Genomic DNA, 18,230 nt, shown 5'->3' with positions numbered 1-18,230 from the left:
CCTCATCCCGCCGCATTGCCAGCCACCTCGCCATCTTCACCGTCGTCGAGCCGATCGAAGGCGAGATCGACCGGATCGAGCAGCCCCGCAGCGCGCAGATCGTCGATCCCCGGCAGGTCGCGGCGGCTCGTCAGACCGAAATGGACGAGGAATTCGGGCGTCGTCGCGAACATCAGCGGCCGCCCCGGCACCTCGCGCCGCCCCGCCGGTTTCGCCCAACCCGCCTCCATCAGCACATCGAGCGTCCCCTTCGAGATCTGCACGCCGCGAATCGCCTCGATTTCCGCGCGCGTGACCGGCTCGTGATAGGCGATGATCGCCAGCGTCTCGATCCCCGCGCGACTGAGCCGGCGCGGCTCCTCGCGGTCGCGGCGCAGTATGTGCGCCATCTCCGGCGCGGTCTGGAACTGCCACCGGTCGCCGCGCTGGACGATGACGATCCCGCGGCCCGCATAGTCGTCGACCAGCCGATTCAACGCGGCACGGACGTCCCCTGCCCCGACATGCGCGCGAATCATATCGACGGTGAGCGGCGCGTCGGCGGCGAACAGCACCGCCTCCACTGCCCGCGTAAACGCATCGGGCGGCGTCACGACGCGCAAGCGCGCAGATAGAGCGGCGCGAACGGCTCGGCCTGGCGCAGCTCGATCCGCCCTTGCCGCGCGAGTTCGAGCGCCGCGACGAAGCTCGACGCAAGCGCGGAGCGGCGCAGCCTTTCGCCCGCCTCGGGCAGGAAACTCTCGATCGCGCTCCAGTCGATCCGTTCGCCGACCAGCGTCGAGACGCGGTCGAGCGCCGCCTCCAGCGTCATTACCTCGCGATCGGCGACGACGTGCATCACCGGCCGCGTCCGCGCCGAGATTCGGCCATAGGCGGCGATCAAATCAAATATCTCCGCCTGCCACACCGCCTTGCGCACCGTCCGCAAGCCTTCGGGTGCGCCGCGCGCGAACACGTCCCGCCCACTGCGATCGCGTGCCATCAGCCGCGCGCCCGCCTCGCGCATCGCGTTTAGTCGCTCGAGGCGGCGTTGCAGCCTGAACGCCAACGCCTCCGGATCGGGTTCGGTCAGCGGATCGCGCGGCAGCAGCAACGCTGATTTCAGATAGGCGAGCCACGCCGCCATCACGAGGTAATCCGCCGCGAGTTCCAGTTTGAGCGCATGCGCGGACTCGACATAGCCCAGATACTGCTCGGCCAGCGCCAGGATCGAGATCCGCCGCAGATCCACCTTCTGTCCGCGCGCGAGCGTCAGCAACAGGTCGAGCGGCCCCTCCCACCCGTCCAGCTCCAGCGTCAATTGTGCGTCGTCCATCGCCCGACGGTACAGCATCGCACCCGATTGGGCAGCGGTGGATGTCGGCGCGATCGTCAGCGGGAAAAGGCAGCGATCAGGCGCAATCCGGCCACCAGTGCCGACTTACGCCCGCCATCGGCGAAGGCGCGACGGATATACTGGACGTCAGGCTGGACCGACAGGAACGGCGCCACCTTGTCCTGATAGGTGAGTTCGACTCCCGTCTCGGCGGTATCGGCGGACTCACCCGAATCGCGGAGCATACGGCGGAACGCATTCGACAACCGGCCCTGTGCGAGACCGACCGACAGCTGGCCGTCGGGGCGCCCCGGAGCCAGCCCGTTTGCGAGCAGCCCCAGCTGAAATCCGCCGCGGAACGGCGTCGTCCGCCCTTCCGACACGCCTGCGCGAAAGAACAGATCAATGCCGTGGTGCTCGTCGCCCGACAGATGCTGGTCGATCAGGACATAGGCCCCGGTCGCGGTCCGCCGGAGGGGCACGCCGCTGCCGTCGCACGCGGCCATGTCGTCCTGGTGCCGCGTATAGCGCCAGCCGCCGATCGCCAGCTTGCCGTTCGTGCGCGTCCCCGCCTCGGCGATCAGCAGCGCGCCGTCATGCATCCCGAAATCGATTCCCGCGGTATCGCCCAGCACGCCCGCACGCGCATTCACGACCGCCGCGCGGACATAGCCCGAGCTGGCGATCGCCACGTTCAGCCGCAGCGTCAACGCGGTCGAGGGAAAGATTGACGGTCCGTTGGGGCCTGTCGCCGCGAGTTCAGACCCGATGCCGAACGCCGGCGCGACCAACAGCCCAGCCGAATCATTCTGGTAGAAATCGACGTTCAGGTCGGACAGTCCGACCAGCAACGCCGCACGACCACCGGCAATGTCCTGCTCGACCCACGCCTCGTACAGTTTGGCGCGTCCCTCGGCGACTTCGATATTGTCGACGCCCTGCAACGTCCCCGCCAGCGTGTTGATCGCCCCGCCATGATTGCCCAGCAGATGCAGATGTGCGCGCGCGCCGCCCCAGCCCGCCAGCCGGTCCAGATCGCCGTCCGCGGTCAGCTCGGCATTGCCCAGCACACGTGCGCCTCGTTTGTCCCCGCCGGCGACGTTGCCCATGAGATCAAGGACGTAGCGCCCCTCGACCGTGACGGCGCGGGACGCGGATACGGGCGCGTCGGACTGCGCGGCAGCAGGATGGGTCCAGGCCGCCGAGAGTAAAAGTGCCGGCAGGGCAAATCGAGACACTGCCACAATATTCACGCGCCATCCTCCGGCCAATCGAGCTTGTCCTATTATAGGATTGTAATTTTGCCCGAGTCCGGAAGAGGTCGCCGAAACATGTCACACTCGAAGTCCAGAGCGCGCGATGCGATGTCGCTGAACCGTGCCATCCGTATTTCAGGGGCGGTCCTGTTCGGACTGATGCTGCTCTGCGGCGCGACCGGCATCGCCGCCGCCTGGATGCAGGCCGCTGCGCTGAACCGCCAGACGGCGGCGGCAGCGCTCTTCGCGAACCACGAAGCCGCAGACATGATGCATGACGCCATTCGCAGCGACGTGCTGGCCTCGTTCCAGGCCACCGAGCCGGGCAGTGCGCTCAAGAGCACCGACATACTGAACGACTTCCGCGGCCATCTCGTCGAGCTGCGCAACGGCATAGCGGCGGACTCGGCCTATACCGGCGACGCCTCGGTCGCCGCGGTAACCTCGAAACTGGCGGCGCCGATGGAGGCTTATGTCCAGTCCGCCGAAAGGCTGATCGATCGCATCGGCACCGACCCCCGCGCCGCGCGCGCGATGCTGCCGGGATTCTTCGATCAGTTCCGCGGCCTCGAGGTCGCGATGGCTGCCGCGTCGGACGCGATCGAGGCGAATTCGCACCGGTCTGCGGACGATGCCGAGCGGGTCGGGCAGATCGCGATGATCCTTCTCGTCATCACGCTGGGGATCGGCATCGCAGGGACGATCGCGTTCGTGACGCTGGCAGTGCGCCGGGTCGTCAAGCCGCTCATCGTCCTGGCGGATACGATGCGCGAGCTAGGCGACGGTAATCTCGACGCCGAAGTGACAGGGGCAGATCGCGGCGACGAGCTGGGCGACATGGCCAAGGCGATGCTGGCGTTCCGCAACCAGCTACAGGCGGCCGAGGCTGCGAAACAGGCGCAGGCCGCGCTGATCGTCGACAGCCTGGGCACGGGCCTGACCGCGCTGGCGGATGGCGATTTGACCGCCAAGATCGATGCCGATCTCCACGCGCCGTTCACCGGACTTAAGGATAATTTCAACAGCGCGATCGATAGCCTGCGCGGATTGATCGGATCGGTCGCGCAAGGGACCACGATGATCAGCACCGGATCGCAGGAGATCGCGCAGGCGAGCGAGGATCTCGCCCGCCGCACCGAGGGCAATGCTGCCAGCCTGGAGGAGACCGCCGCCGCGATCGCGCAGATGGACCAGCGCCTGCAGGCGACCGCGGTCGCCGCCGGACGGACGGTCGAGCGCGCGGACGGCGCGATCACCACGGTCGCCGGCGGCCGAGAGATCGCCGACGAGGCGGTCCAGGCGATGACCCGGGTCAGCGAGAGTGCAAAGGGCATCGACAGCGTGATCGAGGGGCTCGACAAGATCGCGTTCCAGACGCGCGTGCTCGCGATGAACGCCGCGGTCGAGGCGGGGCGTGCGGGCGAGGCGGGACGCGGGTTCGCGGTCGTCGCCGACCTCGTATCCGCGCTGGCGATGCGCGCCGAGGAGGAGGCCGGGCGCGCGCGCGACCAGCTGACCGCGACGCAGGCCGATATCGGCACCGCGGTGGAACGCGTGCAGCGCGTCGACGGCGCCTTGTCGGCGATCTCGGCGGATGTCCGCGGCGTGCACACGCTGCTCGCCGAGATCGCCGGCGACAACCGCGCGCAGTCGACCGCGATTACCGATATCAGCACCGCGGTCACCGCGATGGACCAGGCGACTCAGCAGAATGCAGCGATGGTCGAGCAGACCTCGGCCGCCGCGCGCAACCTCACCTCGGAGGTCGCCGCGCTGACCGAACAGGCGGCGAAGTTCCGCATCGGCGCGCCGTCGGGACAGGCGGGCCGGTTCGTGAGCGGGTACGGGGGCGGCCGGGCCGCGCTTCGAGCGAACTCACCGCAGCGTGAGGCTCGGATGTCGACGGCGAAGGTCCCCGCCACGGCGGACGCCGGCGCGTTCGACGACGACGGGTTCGAGTCCTTCTAACGCCGCCCCGGCCACGCGTTACGCCGCGCCCGACGCCTGCAACAAGGCGTCGCGCGTGGCGATCAGCGCCGCGAGATCGCCGGTGGCGGTGCCGACCGACGCCATCGCGCGATCGAGCCGCGCGCGCGACACGGCGGACATCGGCGCGAGCCGGTCGGCGATCTCCACCATCTCGTCCATGCGCGCCCAGCAATCGAGCACCACGTCGCACCCCGCGGCGATCGCGCCGGCCGCCTTGTCGCCCGCGGTCCCCGACAGCGCCTTCATGTCGATATCGTCGGTCATCAACAACCCATCGAACCCGATCCGGTCGCGAATGATCCGCTCGATCACGATCGGCGACAAGGTCGCGGGGCGATCGGCGTCCCAGGCATCGAACACGATGTGCGACGTCATCCCCATCGGCGCATGGGCGAGCGTGCGGAAGGGTTCGAGGTCGACCGCGAGCTCGGCATCGGTCGCGGTGACGGTCGGCAGGTGATGATGCGTGTCGAGCTTCGCGCGACCATGGCCGGGCATGTGCTTCACGATCCCGACGACGCCGCCCTCGGCCAGCCCCTCCAGCATAGCCCGCCCCAGTGCCGCGACGCGCATCGGGTCCGACCCGTAGGTGCGACAGGACACCGCCTCGGTCGTATCGGGCTGCGACACGTCGAGCAGCGGCGCGCAGTCGACGGTAATGCCGACCTCGGTGAGCATCACCCCCAGCGCCTGCCCGTTCGCGCGCGCCGCCTGGATCGCGGTCATCGGCGCACGCTCATAGGCGGCATCGAACACCGGCCCCGCCGGAAACGCCGGCCATTCGGGCGGGCCCATCCGCGCGACGCGGCCGCCCTCCTGGTCGATCAGGATCGCGAGATCGTCGCGACCCGCCAATGCGCGCAGCGAATCCGTCAGCGCGCGAACCTGCGCGCGGTCGACGATGTTGCGCTTGAACAGGATGTAGCCCGCGGGCTCGCAGTCGGCGAAGAACGCGCGCTCGGCGGCGGTAAGGACGGGGCCGGACAGGCCGAAGATGACGGGCTTCATGACTGGGTCCTAAACCGAAAGCCTGCCCTTACCGTGCAGCCGGGCAAGGGTCACCTCCCCGGCGCAGGCCGGGGCCCAGTTGGGGGACGAAAAAAACGAAGGATCGTCCGCCGTCACGACGGCCTTGCCATCTGGACCCCGGCCTTCGCCGGGGCGGCTTTGGCTCGCAGGCATAGGATCCGGGATATCGCTCAATAATCCTTCGACACGCGCACGTTCGCGCTCTGGCGGCCGAGCGTGGAGATGCTCGACAGCAGCGACAGCCAGCGCGTGACCTGGAACTCGACCTGCGTCGCCGAATAGCCCTGCCCGTCGGTGACGATCTCCGCATACAGCCGCCGCGTAACGTATTTGCCCGCCGCGATCGACGTGCCCTGCCCAGTCTGCGGATCGGCGGGCAGGATTCGCAGCCGGTCGAGCCCGGCGGCGCGGCGCACCGCGTTGATCGGGTTCAGGCCGTTGCCGCCCCCCTGCAACGCCGCCACCGCCGCGGCCAGCTGCAACGCCTCGGGCGCGGACAGGTTGGTGATCGAGGTGCCGAACAACAGGCGCGAGAGCAGCTCGTCCTCGGGCAGCGCGGGCGTGCTGGTGAAGCCGATCTCGGGTTTGAGCGCATAGCCCGTCACCCGGATTGACGCGCTCAGCCCCGTCGAATCCGCATTCGCCTCGATATCGAGCGCGGGGTTGGCGGGCACTTGCCCGTCGAAGCGGATGACGCCGCGCGCGAGTTCGAACTGGCGGCCGGCAAACTCGTAATCGCCGCGGATCAGCGTGGCGCGGCCGGTGATCGCGGGGTTTTCGGGCTGGCCAGCGATCTGGAGGTTGGCGGACCATTCGCTGGTCAGCCCCAAGCCGCTGACCATCACCTGGTTCGGCGCGCGCGCCTTGATCGCGAGTGCCCAGGGCTTGGCGGGCGTCGCGACTTCCTCGCCGCCGTCGGGCAGGTTGATCTCACGGATGTTGAGCTGCGGCACCGCGCTGGCGGCGGTCGCCTGGCCGAGGCGATAGCGGCTCTTGTTGAGCACCACGTCGCCCGCGATCGTGCCGCCCGAGCCGTTCGACCTGAACGTCAGCGGCCCCGAGACGGTCGCGCCGATATCGTCGCGGTTGATCATCACCGCCTTGTCGGCCTGCAGCGTCAGGTCGAGCCCGATCCCCGCGGCGGCGGCGAATTCGAACTGGCCGCTGCCGGTGACTCGCCCGCCCTTGCCCGCGTCCGCGCCGAACCGGTCGATCACGAGCCGCGATCCGCCGAACCGGCCCGTTGCCTGCACGTTGGTGAGGACGGTGCCCGTGGTCGCGCTCTCGATCCGCGCGCCGTTCGCCTGGACGACCCCGCGCAGCGTCGGGTTGGCAAGCGTGCCGACGACGTCCGCGCCGATCGCAACCGGGCCGGACAGATCGAACAATTCGACCCCGGTGAGCCGCCAAAGCGTGTCCGCCGGGCCGCTGTAGCGCAGCTGCCCGAACAGCCGCGCGTTGCTGATACGCGACGCAAAGTCCCCCTGCCCGAGAGGCGCGAGCTGCGCCTGCGCGCGCCCGATCGTCTTGCCGCCCGACGCGATCACCGCGCGCAGGCCGAGCTTGTCGGGCGAGAGCACCGCCGCGACGCCGACGTCGATCGGTCGCGACGACAGGACGAGGCCGGCGCGCGCAAGCCCGCGGATCGTCAGGTCGGCCTTGCCGGTCGGTGCCGCGCCGTTCGTGGTGGCAAGGTTGAACCGCCCCGACGCCGACCCGCTGAGCCCCAATCCGGGATAACCGATGTCGAGCACCGCGAGCGGCATCCGCGTCAGGCTCGCGTCGATCGCGGTGCTGGTCGCGGTGAAGCGGCCGCCGACCTGCGCCTCGCCGCCGCCGAAACTGAGCCTGGTCGGTGCGAGATGCCAGCCATCCTCCGCCTGGGTGACGACAGCCGGCGTCAGCAGCTTGAGCGGGCGACCATCCAGCGTGCCTTGCGCCGCGATCGCATAGCTGGTCGCGGTGACCTGCGTGACGCTCTGGATATCGAACGCGCGCCCGCGCGACCCCGCGATCGACGCGCGGATCGTGCCGACGCCGCCGCGCAGCGAGGCGCTGCCGTTGAACCGCGCAAGGCTCAGCGGACCGCGCCGCAGCCCGAGCCCCGTCGCGGTTGCCTCGATCGACGTTCCGGCAGGATCGAGCAAGGTGACGAAATCGAGCTTGCCCTGGCGCAGCGCGACGGTGTCGAGCGTCGCGCCCCTGGCGGCGAGATGCCCCTCGATCCGCTGGATCTGGCCGACCGGGCGGAACAGGAGTTCGCCCGAGAGGCCCCCGCCGGAAACCGCCAGCTGCCCGTTGAAGCCGCCATCGACGACCGCGACAGCGCCGCTCGCGCGCGTGCCGGCGACGTTCAGCGCCGCGATCTGGATCGTTGCCCCCGCGCCCGGTGGCAGCAGGATCGCGCCGTTGCTGGTGAACGGCCCAAGCCGCGATCCGCCCGCCGCGGTGAACGCGAAGCCCTGCGGCGTCGGATGGAGATGCGCGCGGACGCTCGACAGGCCTAGCGTCGCGTTGGGGCTCGCGAACAGGAGGTCGAGCGTCGGCTTGTCGATCTGGCCATCGAGCTTGAGCGTCACCGGACCGTAGATGGCCTGCCGCCCGCCGCCCTCGAAGTGGAACGTCCCGTCACGACGGCGATAGCCGTTGCCGGTCAGCCGGATCTGCGGCGCGGTCAGCACCAGATTGGTGAAGTGCAGCACGCCGTCGGTGGTGCGTTCGAGATTGGTGGTGATCCGCGGCAACCCGCCCGCCAGGCTGCGGAAGAACGCGTTGTCGAGCCGCGCCATCTGCGCGCTGCCCTGGCCGATCACGCGCGTGCCCTTGCGGCTCGGGCCTGGCACGACGCGCAACGTCGATTTCACGTCGACGATGCCGAGCCCGGGGATCAAAAACCGGCCGAGCCCGCCATTGACGCCCACCTCGAACTGGCCGTTGCGCAGATCGACGATCAGGTTGATGCTGCCGGTGAGCTTGTCGGACCGCAGACGGAGCGCGTCGCCAGTGAGCAGCGTCGGCGTCACGCGAAGCTGCCCGTCGACCGACAGGTTGCGCAGGATCCCGCCCGCGACCGCGCCGATCCCGGTCACGCGCGCGGCGGTGAAGCGGATCGGCACCGTCACGGGCGCGGCGGACAGGCGCCCCTTGCCCGCGGCATGCGCATCCTCGAACCCGGTCTGGTCGAAGGCGAAACGGCGCGCGTCGATCCGGTAGTCGAACGCCGCGGTCGCGAACGGTCCGTCGAGGATCGCGCGGAGTTCGACCATCGCCCCGCTCATGTTGTCGAACAGCGCGGGCGGCTTCAGCAACCGCGCCTTGATCCGCACGTCGCGATACGCGTTCGCCCCCAGGTCGACGATGCCCGTCGTATCGACCGCCAGCGCGGGCGTGCGCAGCGACAGTTGCCCCTCGAGCCGTCGGTTGGCGAACCCGGCGCTGCCGGCGACCAGCACGCGGGGTGCGGTCAGCCGTTGCAGCCGCCCTTTCAGCAGCGACGACGGCGCAAGCGTGCCCGACAGCGTGTAGCGCCCGGCGACCTGCGCCAGCGCGAGATCGACGACGCGGGTCGTGCCGATCATGCCGTTGGCGCGCCCGGTCCATTTCGCCCAGCTGCCATCGCCGGTCACCGCCAGCGCGACCGGGCCCTTGGCCTTGACCATCCGTGCGAGCACGCCGTTCGCGGCCCCGCGCGCCGCGACGTCGATATCGAAGCGATCGCGCGCCGGTTCGGCGTCGATCCGCAGCTTCAGATCGTCGCTGCCCGCAACGCGCGCCTTCAGATCGACCAGCGCGCGACCCGAGCGGATGTCCGCGCGCCCCGCGACCTGCGCGACGCGCTCGGTCCCCAGCACGCGTTTGGCCAGCGTCAGCCGCCCGACCGACAGCGTGCCGATATGGATGTCGAACTCGGGCAGGATCGGGCCGCGCGTCTTCGACGGCCTGGTGCGCGGCGTGTGCGTCAGCACCGCGCGATCGATGATCAGCCGGCGGATCTCGAGCCGGTTCGAGAACCAGTCGAACGGCGACCAGTCGAGCGTGACGTTGGGCGCCGCGAAGACCAGCCCGTCGAGATCATACACGCGCAGATCGGCCAGCCGCGTATCGCCGTACAGCGATCCGTCGATCCGCCCGACCGTGAAGCGCAGGCCGTTGGCGGTCCTGATCGCCGCGATCCGGTCCGCGACGAAGCGGTGCCCGATATCGGTATCGACGATCAGCAACACCGCGCCCAGGATCGCGATGAGCCCGGCGACCGCGCCGACGATCCAGCGCCACCACCGCACGCCACGCCGGGGAACGGGTGTTTCCTCGGTCAAAACGCCTGCCCCAGCGACACGTACACCGCGATACGGCTGTCGCCCGGCTGCGGATTGATCGGCGTGCCGACGTCGAGCCGGATCGGCCCGAAGTTCGAGTAATAGCGCACGCCGATCCCGGTGCCATATTGCAGCCCGGTGAACTTGGGCAGCGGCGAGGTATAGATATTGCCCGCGTCGAGGAACGGCACGATGCCGAAATTGCCGAACGCCTTGATCCGCGCCTCGATCGAGAATTCGGTCAGGCTGCGGCCGCCGATCGGGTCGTTGTTGGGATCGCGCGGGCCGATCGACTGATAGCCATAGCCGCGCACCGACGCGCCGCCGCCCGCATAGAAGCGCCGCGACGGCGCCACCTGATCGCGCGGCGCGCCGACGATCGTGCCGAGCCGGGTGCGCGCAGCGAGCACCACGCTGTCGCCGAACGGCTGGTAGACGCTGCCGTCGAACTGCGTGCGCGTGTAGCCAAACACCGCGCCCTGCAGCGACACCTCGGGGCTGAGCCGCCCCCCGAGCCGGAAGCCCTTGGTCGGGTTGAGCAGGTCGTCCGACCCGTCATAGTTCAGGCTGGTCGGCAGCGCGCCGATAAAGAACGTCCGCCGCCGCGGATCGCCCGTCGACACGATGACGTCGCGCTCGTCCGACGCGATCAGCTCGGCCCCCGCCGACCAGGTCCAAGTCTTCTGGAAGAAGATGTTGGTCTGGCGCTCCAGGCTGCCGGCGAGCGAGAAGGTCTTGGCGTCATACGCATCGCGATTCGTGTGCACCCCCGACGCCTGGAGCGTGAGGACCCGGTCGCGCGCGTGGAAGTTGTTGCGCCGGAACACGATCGAGCCGAGCTGCTCCTGCGTCCCCAGCACGCCGCGCACCGTCAGCGCGCCCTCGGGCGGGAACAGGTTGCGGTGCGTCCAGCTGAGTTCCGCGCGCGCGCCCTCGCCGGTGCCATAGCCGAGCTCGCCCGCGACAGTATGCGGCGGCGCCCGATCGAGCTTCACCGCGACATCGACGGTGTCAGGCGTCGCGCCCTGCACCGGCTTCAGGTCGACCGCGGAGACGAGGCTGGTCTGGATCAGCGCGCGGCGAAGATCGTCGAGCTTGGCCGCATCATAGACGTCGCCAGGCGAGAAGCGCGCAATCTCCGCGACATGGTCCGCGCCGAACACGCGGTTGCCGGGCAGCGCGACGACCTGCCCGAACTTGCGCTGGCCGCCGGGCTGTACCGACAGGTCGAGCGTCGCGGTGCGGGTGGCGTGATCGACGACGATCGCCGGATCGCCGACCTTGGCGAACGGAAACCCCTCGCGGCCGATCTGCGTCGTCAGCTTGGCCTGCCCCGCGACGATCGCATCCGAATTGACCGGATCTGCGGGCTTCACGCCGAACGCGGTCACCAGCCCCGGCGCCTTGTCCCCCGCCGCGGCGATGCCGTCGATCGTCACGCCCTTGAAGGTGTAGAGCGTGCCCGGGCTCGCCGCGAGCACGACCATCGGTTTGGCGCCCGGCTCGACCCGCGTGACGACGGTGGCGTCGTAATAGCCCTCGGCGCGCAGCAGGCTGTTGAGCAGATCGGCATCCTCGCGCGCGCGGCGATCGAGTTGCGCGGCGTTGGCAGGCTGGCGATCGTTCGCGTCGAGCGTCGACAGCGCGGCGAACCGCTGACGGAGAAGCGTGTCGTTGATCCCGTCGATCCCGTCGATCCGCCACGCATAGCGGCTTTCGGTATTGGCATCGACGGCGGCGACCGTGGCGGCGGGATCGATCGGCGCAGACGCGAGATCGGGCCAGTCGACGCCGATATCGGGCAGCACGGCGAGCGGCGAATTGGGGTCGAGCGACATCGGCGTGTCGGTGGGTGCGCGGGCCGGAGTCTGTGCCACCGCAGGCGCGGTTTGCGCGCCCGCGTCCGGAACGCCAACCGAGGACACGGCCCCGGCTGTCGTCAGAACGAAAAAGGCGGCGGCCGGCCCGGCTCGCCCGACGCGGAACACCATCTCCGGCTCCTAGCCGGGCTTGTCGTGGCGGAACAGTATGTAACGCCGTATTTCCGCCACGTTTCGTCGGGGTGACCGATTGCGCGTGGCGGGCGCCGATGGGTGCGGCTGGCATCGCAGGGTCGCCCGTGGCAGGACATGCCGATGGCCGATCCCACTTCCCGCGACACCCTCCCCCCCCACAAGGATCCCAGCGCCGCGGGCGGGTTCCTCGTCGCGCTCGGCATGCTGGGCGGCGTCGGCGTCGGCTTCGCGATCGGCCAGGCGACACCGGGGTTCCTGGTCGGGACCGCGATCGGCGTCGCGGCGGCGGTCTTGGTGTGGCTGAAGGATCGGCGGTAGGCCCCGGTACCTCCGCCCCCAGCCGTTCGTCCTGATTAGCCGTCGAGTAGTCGCCGCAGGCGGCGTATCGAGACGGCGTATCGAAGGACAGGTTGGCGCACGAAACGCATGCTTCGATACGCGTCTTCGAAGCTACTCGGTCACTACGCAGCACGACCGGCGTGGGGTTGAGCCGCGGCCCTAACGCGGCTCGCGCATCTGCCAGACGACTCGGCCGATCACGACGATAGGGCCGTCGGGAACCGGTCCCGCCGCGCGATTGTCGCTCGTCGCCACCAGCGTCCTGCCCGAGAGCACCACCCGCTTCACCATTACCGCGTCCTCGATCCGGATCACGTAGAGCCCGCCCTTGCTACGCGGCGTCCGGTCCGCCGTGTCGACCACGATGTGATCGCCGTCGAACAGCCCCGGCTCCATTGACGTACCGCGGACTCGGATGATCGCCGCCTGTCCGTCCTTCAGCCCGAGCCTGCGCGCGAGGCCGGGGTCGAGCGTATCGGTCCCCAGCACGATCTCGCCATCGACCTGCGCGCCCGGCCCCGCGGACGCCACGACGTCGAGCTTGCGGATCCGGAACGCTGCCATGCGGTCGGCCGGCGCGCCGAGAACGCCCTCGCTCACCCCGAGATACGCGGACAATAGTCGCCGATCGCGCTCGCCGAGCACCCGCGGCGACCCCCGCCGCACATATTGCTGGAGATAGGCCGGGTTGCGCCCGAGCATCGCCGACAGCGCCGCCAGACTGTCGCCGCGCGCCGCCGCCAGCGCGGCGAGCGCGGTTCTCGGATCGGGATCGGATGCGGTTTTCGACACCGCCGGATCGTAGCGTAGGAAATTTCCTAGACAAGTAGGATTTGCAGGAACAGATCAGGAACGAGAGGCACAAGACTCGGGAGGAGCGACCGTGACGATTCTGGTGAAGATCGATCGATATCTGCGGCAGACAGGCATGCCGATGACCAAGTTCGGACGGCTTTCGGTGGGCGATCCGCGACTCGTCCACGACCTGCGCCGCGGCCGACAGGCGCGCGCGCCGATGGTGGCGCGGATCGAATCGTTCATCGAAGGCACCGGAGCATGAGGATGGACGCGCTCCGCGGCCCCGACGCCGGGACCTTGCTGATCCGCGCGCTTCGAAACAACGCGCTCTCGGCCGGCGTGACGATGCACGTCGCGACGATCGCGTGCACGCCATGGGCGAGCGCGACGTTCGTCGGTACGCAGCACCAGCTGACAATCCTCGCCGATCCCGTACCCGGTCTTCGAGACTGGATCGATTCGCTCCCCGATGCCGAGTTCGTGATACGCGGGCATATCGTCGCGGATCTGGCGATCGACCGCGTCGAGTCGATCGACGGCCGGCAGCATGTGACCCTCGCCATACTGACGCTGATCGATACGTAAACCGTTCGCGCGCTCGCCGTGGGGGGTGGACTTTCGACCGCCGAACCACGAAGTCGGCGGTCAACGAAGGAGATGACGATGGCCGGGATGGGCAAGTTCGACTGGGCAGATCCGTTCCTGCTCGACGATCAGTTGAGCGAGGACGAGCGGATGATCCGCGACAGCGCGAAGGCCTATGCCGACGACAAGCTAGCGCCGCGGATCATCGACGCGTTCCAGCACGAGCATACCGATCCCGCGATTTTCCGCGAAATGGGCGCGCTCGGGTTACTCGGGCCGACCATCCCCGAGGAATATGGCGGCGTCGGCGCGTCGTACGTGGCCTATGGTCTGGTCGCGCGTGAGGTCGAACGGATCGACTCAGGCTATCGCTCGATGATGTCGGTGCAGTCGAGCCTCGTCATGTACCCGATCAACGCGTTCGGCTCCGAAGAGCAGAAGAAGAAATACCTGCCCAAGCTGGCGACCGGCGAGTGGATCGGCTGTTTCGGACTGACCGAGCCCGATGCCGGCTCCGATCCGGGCGGCATGACGACACGCGCCAAGAAGACGGCCAATGGCTATGTCATCTCGGGCGCCAAGACGTGGATTTCGAACTCGCCGATCGCCGACGTGTTCGTGATCTGGGCGAAGTCCGACGAGCATGGCGGCGGCATCCGCGGCTTCATTCTCGAACGCGGCATGAAGGGGCTGGAGACGCCCAAGATCGAGGGTAAGCTGTCGCTGCGCGCATCGATCACCGGCATGGTGATGATGGACGAGGTCGAGGTTGGCGAGGATGCGCTGCTCCCCGACGTGCAGGGGTTGAAGGGGCCGTTCGGCTGTCTCAACCGTGCGCGCTACGGGATTTCGTGGGGCGCACTCGGCGCCGCCGAATTCTGTTTCCACGCCGCGCGCCAATATGGCCTCGATCGCAACCAGTTCGGCACGCCGCTCGCTGGGCGCCAGCTGTTCCAGAAGAAGCTGGCAGACATGGAGACCGAGATCGCGCTCGGGTTGCAGGCAAGCTTGCGCGTCGGGCGGCTGATGGACGAGGGCCGGTTCGCGCCCGAGATGGTCTCGATCGTGAAACGCAACAATGTCGGCAAGGCGCTCGATATCGCGCGGATGAGCCGCGACATGCACGGCGGCAACGGCATTTCGGGCGAGTATCAGGTGATGCGCCACCTGATGAACCTCGAGACGGTCAACACCTACGAGGGCGCGCACGACGTCCACGCGCTGATCCTCGGCCGCGCGATCACGGGTATTGCGGCGTTCTAGTGATAGGCCGCGTGCTGGCTCACCACCCCGGCGAAGGCCGGGGCCCAATTGGGGGACGCACCTTGGCTGGTGCTGCGTCCAGTTACGCCGACCTTCCCAATTGGGCCCCGGCCTTCGCCGGGGTGGTGGTGTAATCGTGGAACGGAAGCCCACCCCCCTCGCCGGCCTCAAGGTCGTCGAACTAGCGCGCATCCTCGCCGGCCCCTGGGCAGGCCAAGTCCTCGCCGATCTCGGCGCCGACGTCGTCAAGATCGAGAGCCCCGCCGGCGACGACACGCGCAGCTGGGGCCCGCCGTTCATCGACAACCCCGACGGCACCCGCGACGCCGCCTATTTCCACGCCGCCAACCGCGGCAAGCGCTCGGTCGTCGCCGACTTCACCACCCCCGAAGGCCAGGCGATCGTCCGCGACCTGATCGCCGACGCAGACGTCGTCATCGAGAATTTCAAGGTCGGCGGGCTCGCCAAATACGGGCTCGACTACGTCAGCCTCGCCGCGCTCAACCCGCGCCTCGTCTATTGCTCGATCACCGGCTTTGGCCAAGACGGCCCCTATGCCCCCCGCGCCGGCTACGACTTCATTGTCCAGGGGATGAGCGGGATCATGGACCTGACCGGCGAGCCCGACGGCGCGCCGCAGAAGATCGGCGTCGCGTTCGCCGACATCATGACCGGGCTGTATTCCGTCATCGCGATCCAGGCAGCACTCGCGATGCGCGAGCGGACCGGCAAGGGTCAGCAGATCGACATGGCGCTGCTCGACACGATGACCGGCGTGCTGGCGAACCAGGCGATGAACTGGTTCGCCAGCGGCGTCTCGCCGACCCGCGTCGGCAACGCGCACATGAACGTGTGCCCCTATGCCGTCTTCCCGACCAGCGACGGGTGGTTCATCCTCGCAGTCGGCAACGACGGCCAGTTCCGCCGTTTCTGCGATGCGATGGACCTCCCCGCGATGCGCGACGATCCGCGGTTCGCGACCAATGCCGGGCGCCTCGCCTTCAAGGACATATTGTTCGCCGGCATCGAGGCGGCGACCTCGCAGGTGCCCAAGCTGGAATTGCTCGCGCGGCTGGAGGCGGTCGGCGTGCCCGCCGGGCCGATCAACACCGTCGCGCAGGCGTTCGACGATCCGCAGGTGATCGCGCGCGGGATGCGGATCGATGCCGAGCGAGCGGATGGCTCGACCATCCCCGGCCTCCGCACGCCGATCCGCTTCTCCGACGCCAACCTCGCGACCGGCCGCGCCGCGCCGCCCCTTCCGCGTCCGTCATCCTGACGAAAGTCAGGATCCAGAGCCACGAGCGTCATCCGCCGTGGCTCTGGATCCTAGGCCTAGCCTAGGATGACGGAGGGTTCAGGCGACCGCTTCAGTCACCGGCTTCCGCGCATACAGCCCATAGGCCAGGATCAGCGCATAGCAGATCGCCGGGAGCAGCAGCGCGAAGTGCAGGCTGCCCGACGTGTCCGCGAGCATACCCGTCAGATACGGGATGATCGCGCCACCGACGATCGCCGTGGCAATCACGCCCGACCCTTCGGCCGCGCGCTTGCCAAGACCTTCCGACGCCAGCGAGAAGATCGTCGGGAACATCACCGCGTTCATCAGACCGATCGCCAGCAACGCCCAGCCCGAGATCGCACCCTCGGTGTTCGCCGAGATCAGGATCAGCGCCAGCGTGCCCGTCGCGACGCCCGCAAGCACCTTGCCCGGCGAGACCTTGTTCAGCACATACGCGCCGATGAACCGGCCGACGAGCGCGCCGCCCCAGTAGAACGGCACGTGCTTGCCCGCCGCGACGTCGCTCAGGCCCATCACGCTTGGCTGCATCAGATAGTTTACGATCAGCGATCCGACCGCGACCTCGGCCCCGACGTACAGGAAGATGCACGCCGCCCCCATCGCGAAGCGCGGGCGCTTGAGCAGCGTGAACGCGTGGAAGATGCTGCCGGTCTGGTCCTGCTCCTCGTTGAGCCGGTTCCGCCTCGTCCACACGACCGCTGCGACGATCAGCAGCGCGATCGCGAGGCCGATATAGGTGTGCACCACGGTGCTCGACGATTCGCTGCGATACGCGTCGAGCGCGGCACCGGTCAGCTTGGAGGAGTCGACTGTGGCGAGCCCGCCGAGGATCAGCGCGGAGCCGACATACGGGAAGATCGTCGTGCCGAGCGAGTTGAACGCCTGCGCGAACGTCAGCCGGCTCGAGGCGGACTTGGGATGACCAAGCGCGGAGATCAGCGGGTTGGCCACGACCTGAACCACGGTGATCCCGGCACCGAGCACGAACAGCGCGAACAGGAACATGCCGAAGCTCGCCTGCCCGGCGGCGGGAATGAACAACAGGCAGCCCGCGGTCATCGTCACGAGGCCGATCGACGCGGTGCGCATATAGCCGGCTTTCCGGACGATCGCCGCGGCGGGGATCGAGAACAGCGCATAGGCGAGGAAGAACGCCGACTGGACCAGCATCGCGGTCGCATGGTCGAGCGTGAACAGCTCCTTCATCTTCGGAATGATGATGTCGTTGAGCGAGGTGATGCCACCGAAGATGAAGAACAGCGCGAACACGAACACGCGCAGGTCGGGCGCGTCATAGCCGTGGCTGGCATCGCCCCCGGCTGCTGCGGTGGATTTGGTATCGACGTGCATCGTGTAGCGCCCTCTCGCGGTATTTGCGCGCGACATAAGCCGGGGTGGCGACGCGTGGCAATGCCGCGTGGTGCGATCCCGCCCCCCGGGCTAGGACGACCGCCATGAGCCGCCTCACCGTCAACGACGAACCGATCGACTATAAGCTCGATCCCGACACGCCCCTGTTATGGGCGCTGCGGGACGCATCGAACCTGACGGGCACCAAATATGGCTGCGGCACCGGCCAGTGCGGCGCGTGCACGGTCGATATCGACGGGCACGCGGTACGCAGTTGCCGAGTCCCGATCGGCTCGATCGAGGGCACCTACGTCACGACGATCGAGGGGCTGTCGCGCGAGCGCAATCATCCCGTGCAGCTCGCCTTCATCGCGGAGGCCGTCCCGCAATGCGGGTTCTGCATCCCCGGCATGGTCATGGCAGCCGCGGCGTTGCTGGCGCGGAATTCCGACCCGAGCGAGGAGCTGATCCGCGCGCAGATCACCAATTTGTGCCGGTGCGGCGTGTATCCGCGCGTCGTCGAGGCGATCCAGCGCGCCGGGCGGGCGATGCGCGGGGAGGAAGTCATCCCCGCGGGACCGCGGCCGGGGATCGATCCGGCGGACTCCGCGCGACTGGTCCCAGCACTGGTGCCGCCGCCTGCGCGGTAGCGCACGTAGTAGCGGGCGCCGC

General features: G+C 68.7%; 15 protein-coding genes. 7 read left to right on the top strand and 8 right to left on the bottom strand.

The window, feature by feature from the left end; all coding sequences use genetic code 11:
* Positions 1-2: 2 nt before the first annotated feature.
* The 3 genes from scpB to ASE79_RS12755 are packed head-to-tail and all read right to left on the bottom strand — an operon-like array spanning position 3 to position 2,568.
* Positions 3-593 (bottom strand): SMC-Scp complex subunit ScpB, encoded by a 591-nt coding sequence (gene scpB, locus ASE79_RS12765; protein WP_056417349.1) that lies wholly within the window; start codon positions 591-593, stop codon positions 3-5.
* Positions 590-1,333, bottom strand: coding sequence for a segregation and condensation protein A (locus ASE79_RS12760; protein WP_416354510.1), 744 nt, complete (start codon positions 1,331-1,333; stop codon positions 590-592). The genes scpB and ASE79_RS12760 overlap by 4 nt, the downstream gene beginning before the upstream one ends.
* A gap of 38 nt (positions 1,334-1,371) precedes the next feature.
* Positions 1,372-2,568 (bottom strand): carbohydrate porin, encoded by a 1,197-nt coding sequence (locus tag ASE79_RS12755; protein WP_235516912.1) that lies wholly within the window; start codon positions 2,566-2,568, stop codon positions 1,372-1,374.
* Positions 2,569-2,646: 78 nt separating this feature from the next.
* Here ASE79_RS12755 and ASE79_RS12750 point away from each other — a divergent pair, with 78 nt between their 5' ends.
* Entirely contained in the window at positions 2,647-4,539 is a 1,893-nt protein-coding gene (locus tag ASE79_RS12750; protein WP_082445283.1) for a methyl-accepting chemotaxis protein, read from the top strand.
* An 18-nt stretch (positions 4,540-4,557) separates the two neighbouring features.
* On the opposite strand, the gene ASE79_RS12745 is transcribed toward ASE79_RS12750, so the two are convergent.
* The 3 genes from ASE79_RS12745 to ASE79_RS12735 form a co-directional block, all read right to left on the bottom strand.
* Complete coding sequence (locus tag ASE79_RS12745) at positions 4,558-5,568, bottom strand: glycoside hydrolase family 3 N-terminal domain-containing protein (protein WP_056416983.1); 1,011 nt, start codon at positions 5,566-5,568, stop codon at positions 4,558-4,560.
* Positions 5,569-5,759: 191 nt separating this feature from the next.
* Entirely contained in the window at positions 5,760-9,872 is a 4,113-nt protein-coding gene (locus ASE79_RS12740) for a translocation/assembly module TamB domain-containing protein (RefSeq protein ID WP_056416981.1), read from the bottom strand.
* 29 nt (positions 9,873-9,901) lie between these two features.
* On the bottom strand, positions 9,902-11,896 hold the full coding sequence (locus tag ASE79_RS12735) for an autotransporter assembly complex protein TamA (RefSeq protein WP_056416978.1): 1,995 nt from the start codon (positions 11,894-11,896) through the stop codon (positions 9,902-9,904).
* A 144-nt stretch (positions 11,897-12,040) separates the two neighbouring features.
* Between ASE79_RS12735 and ASE79_RS12730 the strand changes: the two genes are divergently transcribed.
* Positions 12,041-12,238 carry a hypothetical protein gene (locus ASE79_RS12730; RefSeq protein ID WP_056417340.1) on the top strand — a complete coding sequence of 66 codons (198 nt, stop codon included), beginning with the start codon at positions 12,041-12,043 and terminating at the stop codon, positions 12,236-12,238.
* Between the two features lie 180 nt (positions 12,239-12,418).
* On the opposite strand, the gene ASE79_RS12725 is transcribed toward ASE79_RS12730, so the two are convergent.
* Entirely contained in the window at positions 12,419-13,051 is a 633-nt protein-coding gene (locus tag ASE79_RS12725) for a S24 family peptidase (protein WP_056416976.1), read from the bottom strand.
* A 91-nt stretch (positions 13,052-13,142) separates the two neighbouring features.
* Between ASE79_RS12725 and ASE79_RS21435 the strand changes: the two genes are divergently transcribed.
* The 4 genes from ASE79_RS21435 to ASE79_RS12710 all read left to right on the top strand — a co-directional run bounded on the left by ASE79_RS21435 (position 13,143) and on the right by ASE79_RS12710 (position 16,184).
* Positions 13,143-13,319 carry a hypothetical protein gene (locus tag ASE79_RS21435; protein ID WP_165391799.1) on the top strand — a complete coding sequence of 59 codons (177 nt, stop codon included), beginning with the start codon at positions 13,143-13,145 and terminating at the stop codon, positions 13,317-13,319.
* A gap of 2 nt (positions 13,320-13,321) precedes the next feature.
* Positions 13,322-13,642, top strand: coding sequence for a hypothetical protein (locus tag ASE79_RS12720; RefSeq protein WP_056416972.1), 321 nt, complete (start codon positions 13,322-13,324; stop codon positions 13,640-13,642).
* Positions 13,643-13,720: 78 nt separating this feature from the next.
* Positions 13,721-14,905, top strand: coding sequence for an acyl-CoA dehydrogenase (locus tag ASE79_RS12715; protein ID WP_056416968.1), 1,185 nt, complete (start codon positions 13,721-13,723; stop codon positions 14,903-14,905).
* A 136-nt stretch (positions 14,906-15,041) separates the two neighbouring features.
* The gene (locus ASE79_RS12710; protein WP_200910370.1) at positions 15,042-16,184 is read left to right on the top strand and encodes a CaiB/BaiF CoA transferase family protein; all 1,143 of its coding nucleotides are present in this window, start codon (positions 15,042-15,044) and stop codon (positions 16,182-16,184) included.
* Between the two features lie 78 nt (positions 16,185-16,262).
* On the opposite strand, the gene ASE79_RS12705 is transcribed toward ASE79_RS12710, so the two are convergent.
* Complete coding sequence (locus tag ASE79_RS12705) at positions 16,263-17,558, bottom strand: sugar MFS transporter (protein ID WP_056417338.1); 1,296 nt, start codon at positions 17,556-17,558, stop codon at positions 16,263-16,265.
* Positions 17,559-17,662: 104 nt separating this feature from the next.
* Between ASE79_RS12705 and ASE79_RS12700 the strand changes: the two genes are divergently transcribed.
* The gene (locus tag ASE79_RS12700) at positions 17,663-18,208 is read left to right on the top strand and encodes a (2Fe-2S)-binding protein (protein WP_056416962.1); all 546 of its coding nucleotides are present in this window, start codon (positions 17,663-17,665) and stop codon (positions 18,206-18,208) included.
* Positions 18,209-18,230: the final 22 nt, after the last annotated feature.

Origin of the sequence: Sphingomonas sp. Leaf28 (assembly GCF_001421685.1) — a bacterium.
Lineage (GTDB): Bacteria > Pseudomonadota > Alphaproteobacteria > Sphingomonadales > Sphingomonadaceae > Sphingomonas > Sphingomonas aurantiaca.
This window is presented reverse-complemented; position numbering and strand designations above follow the sequence as displayed.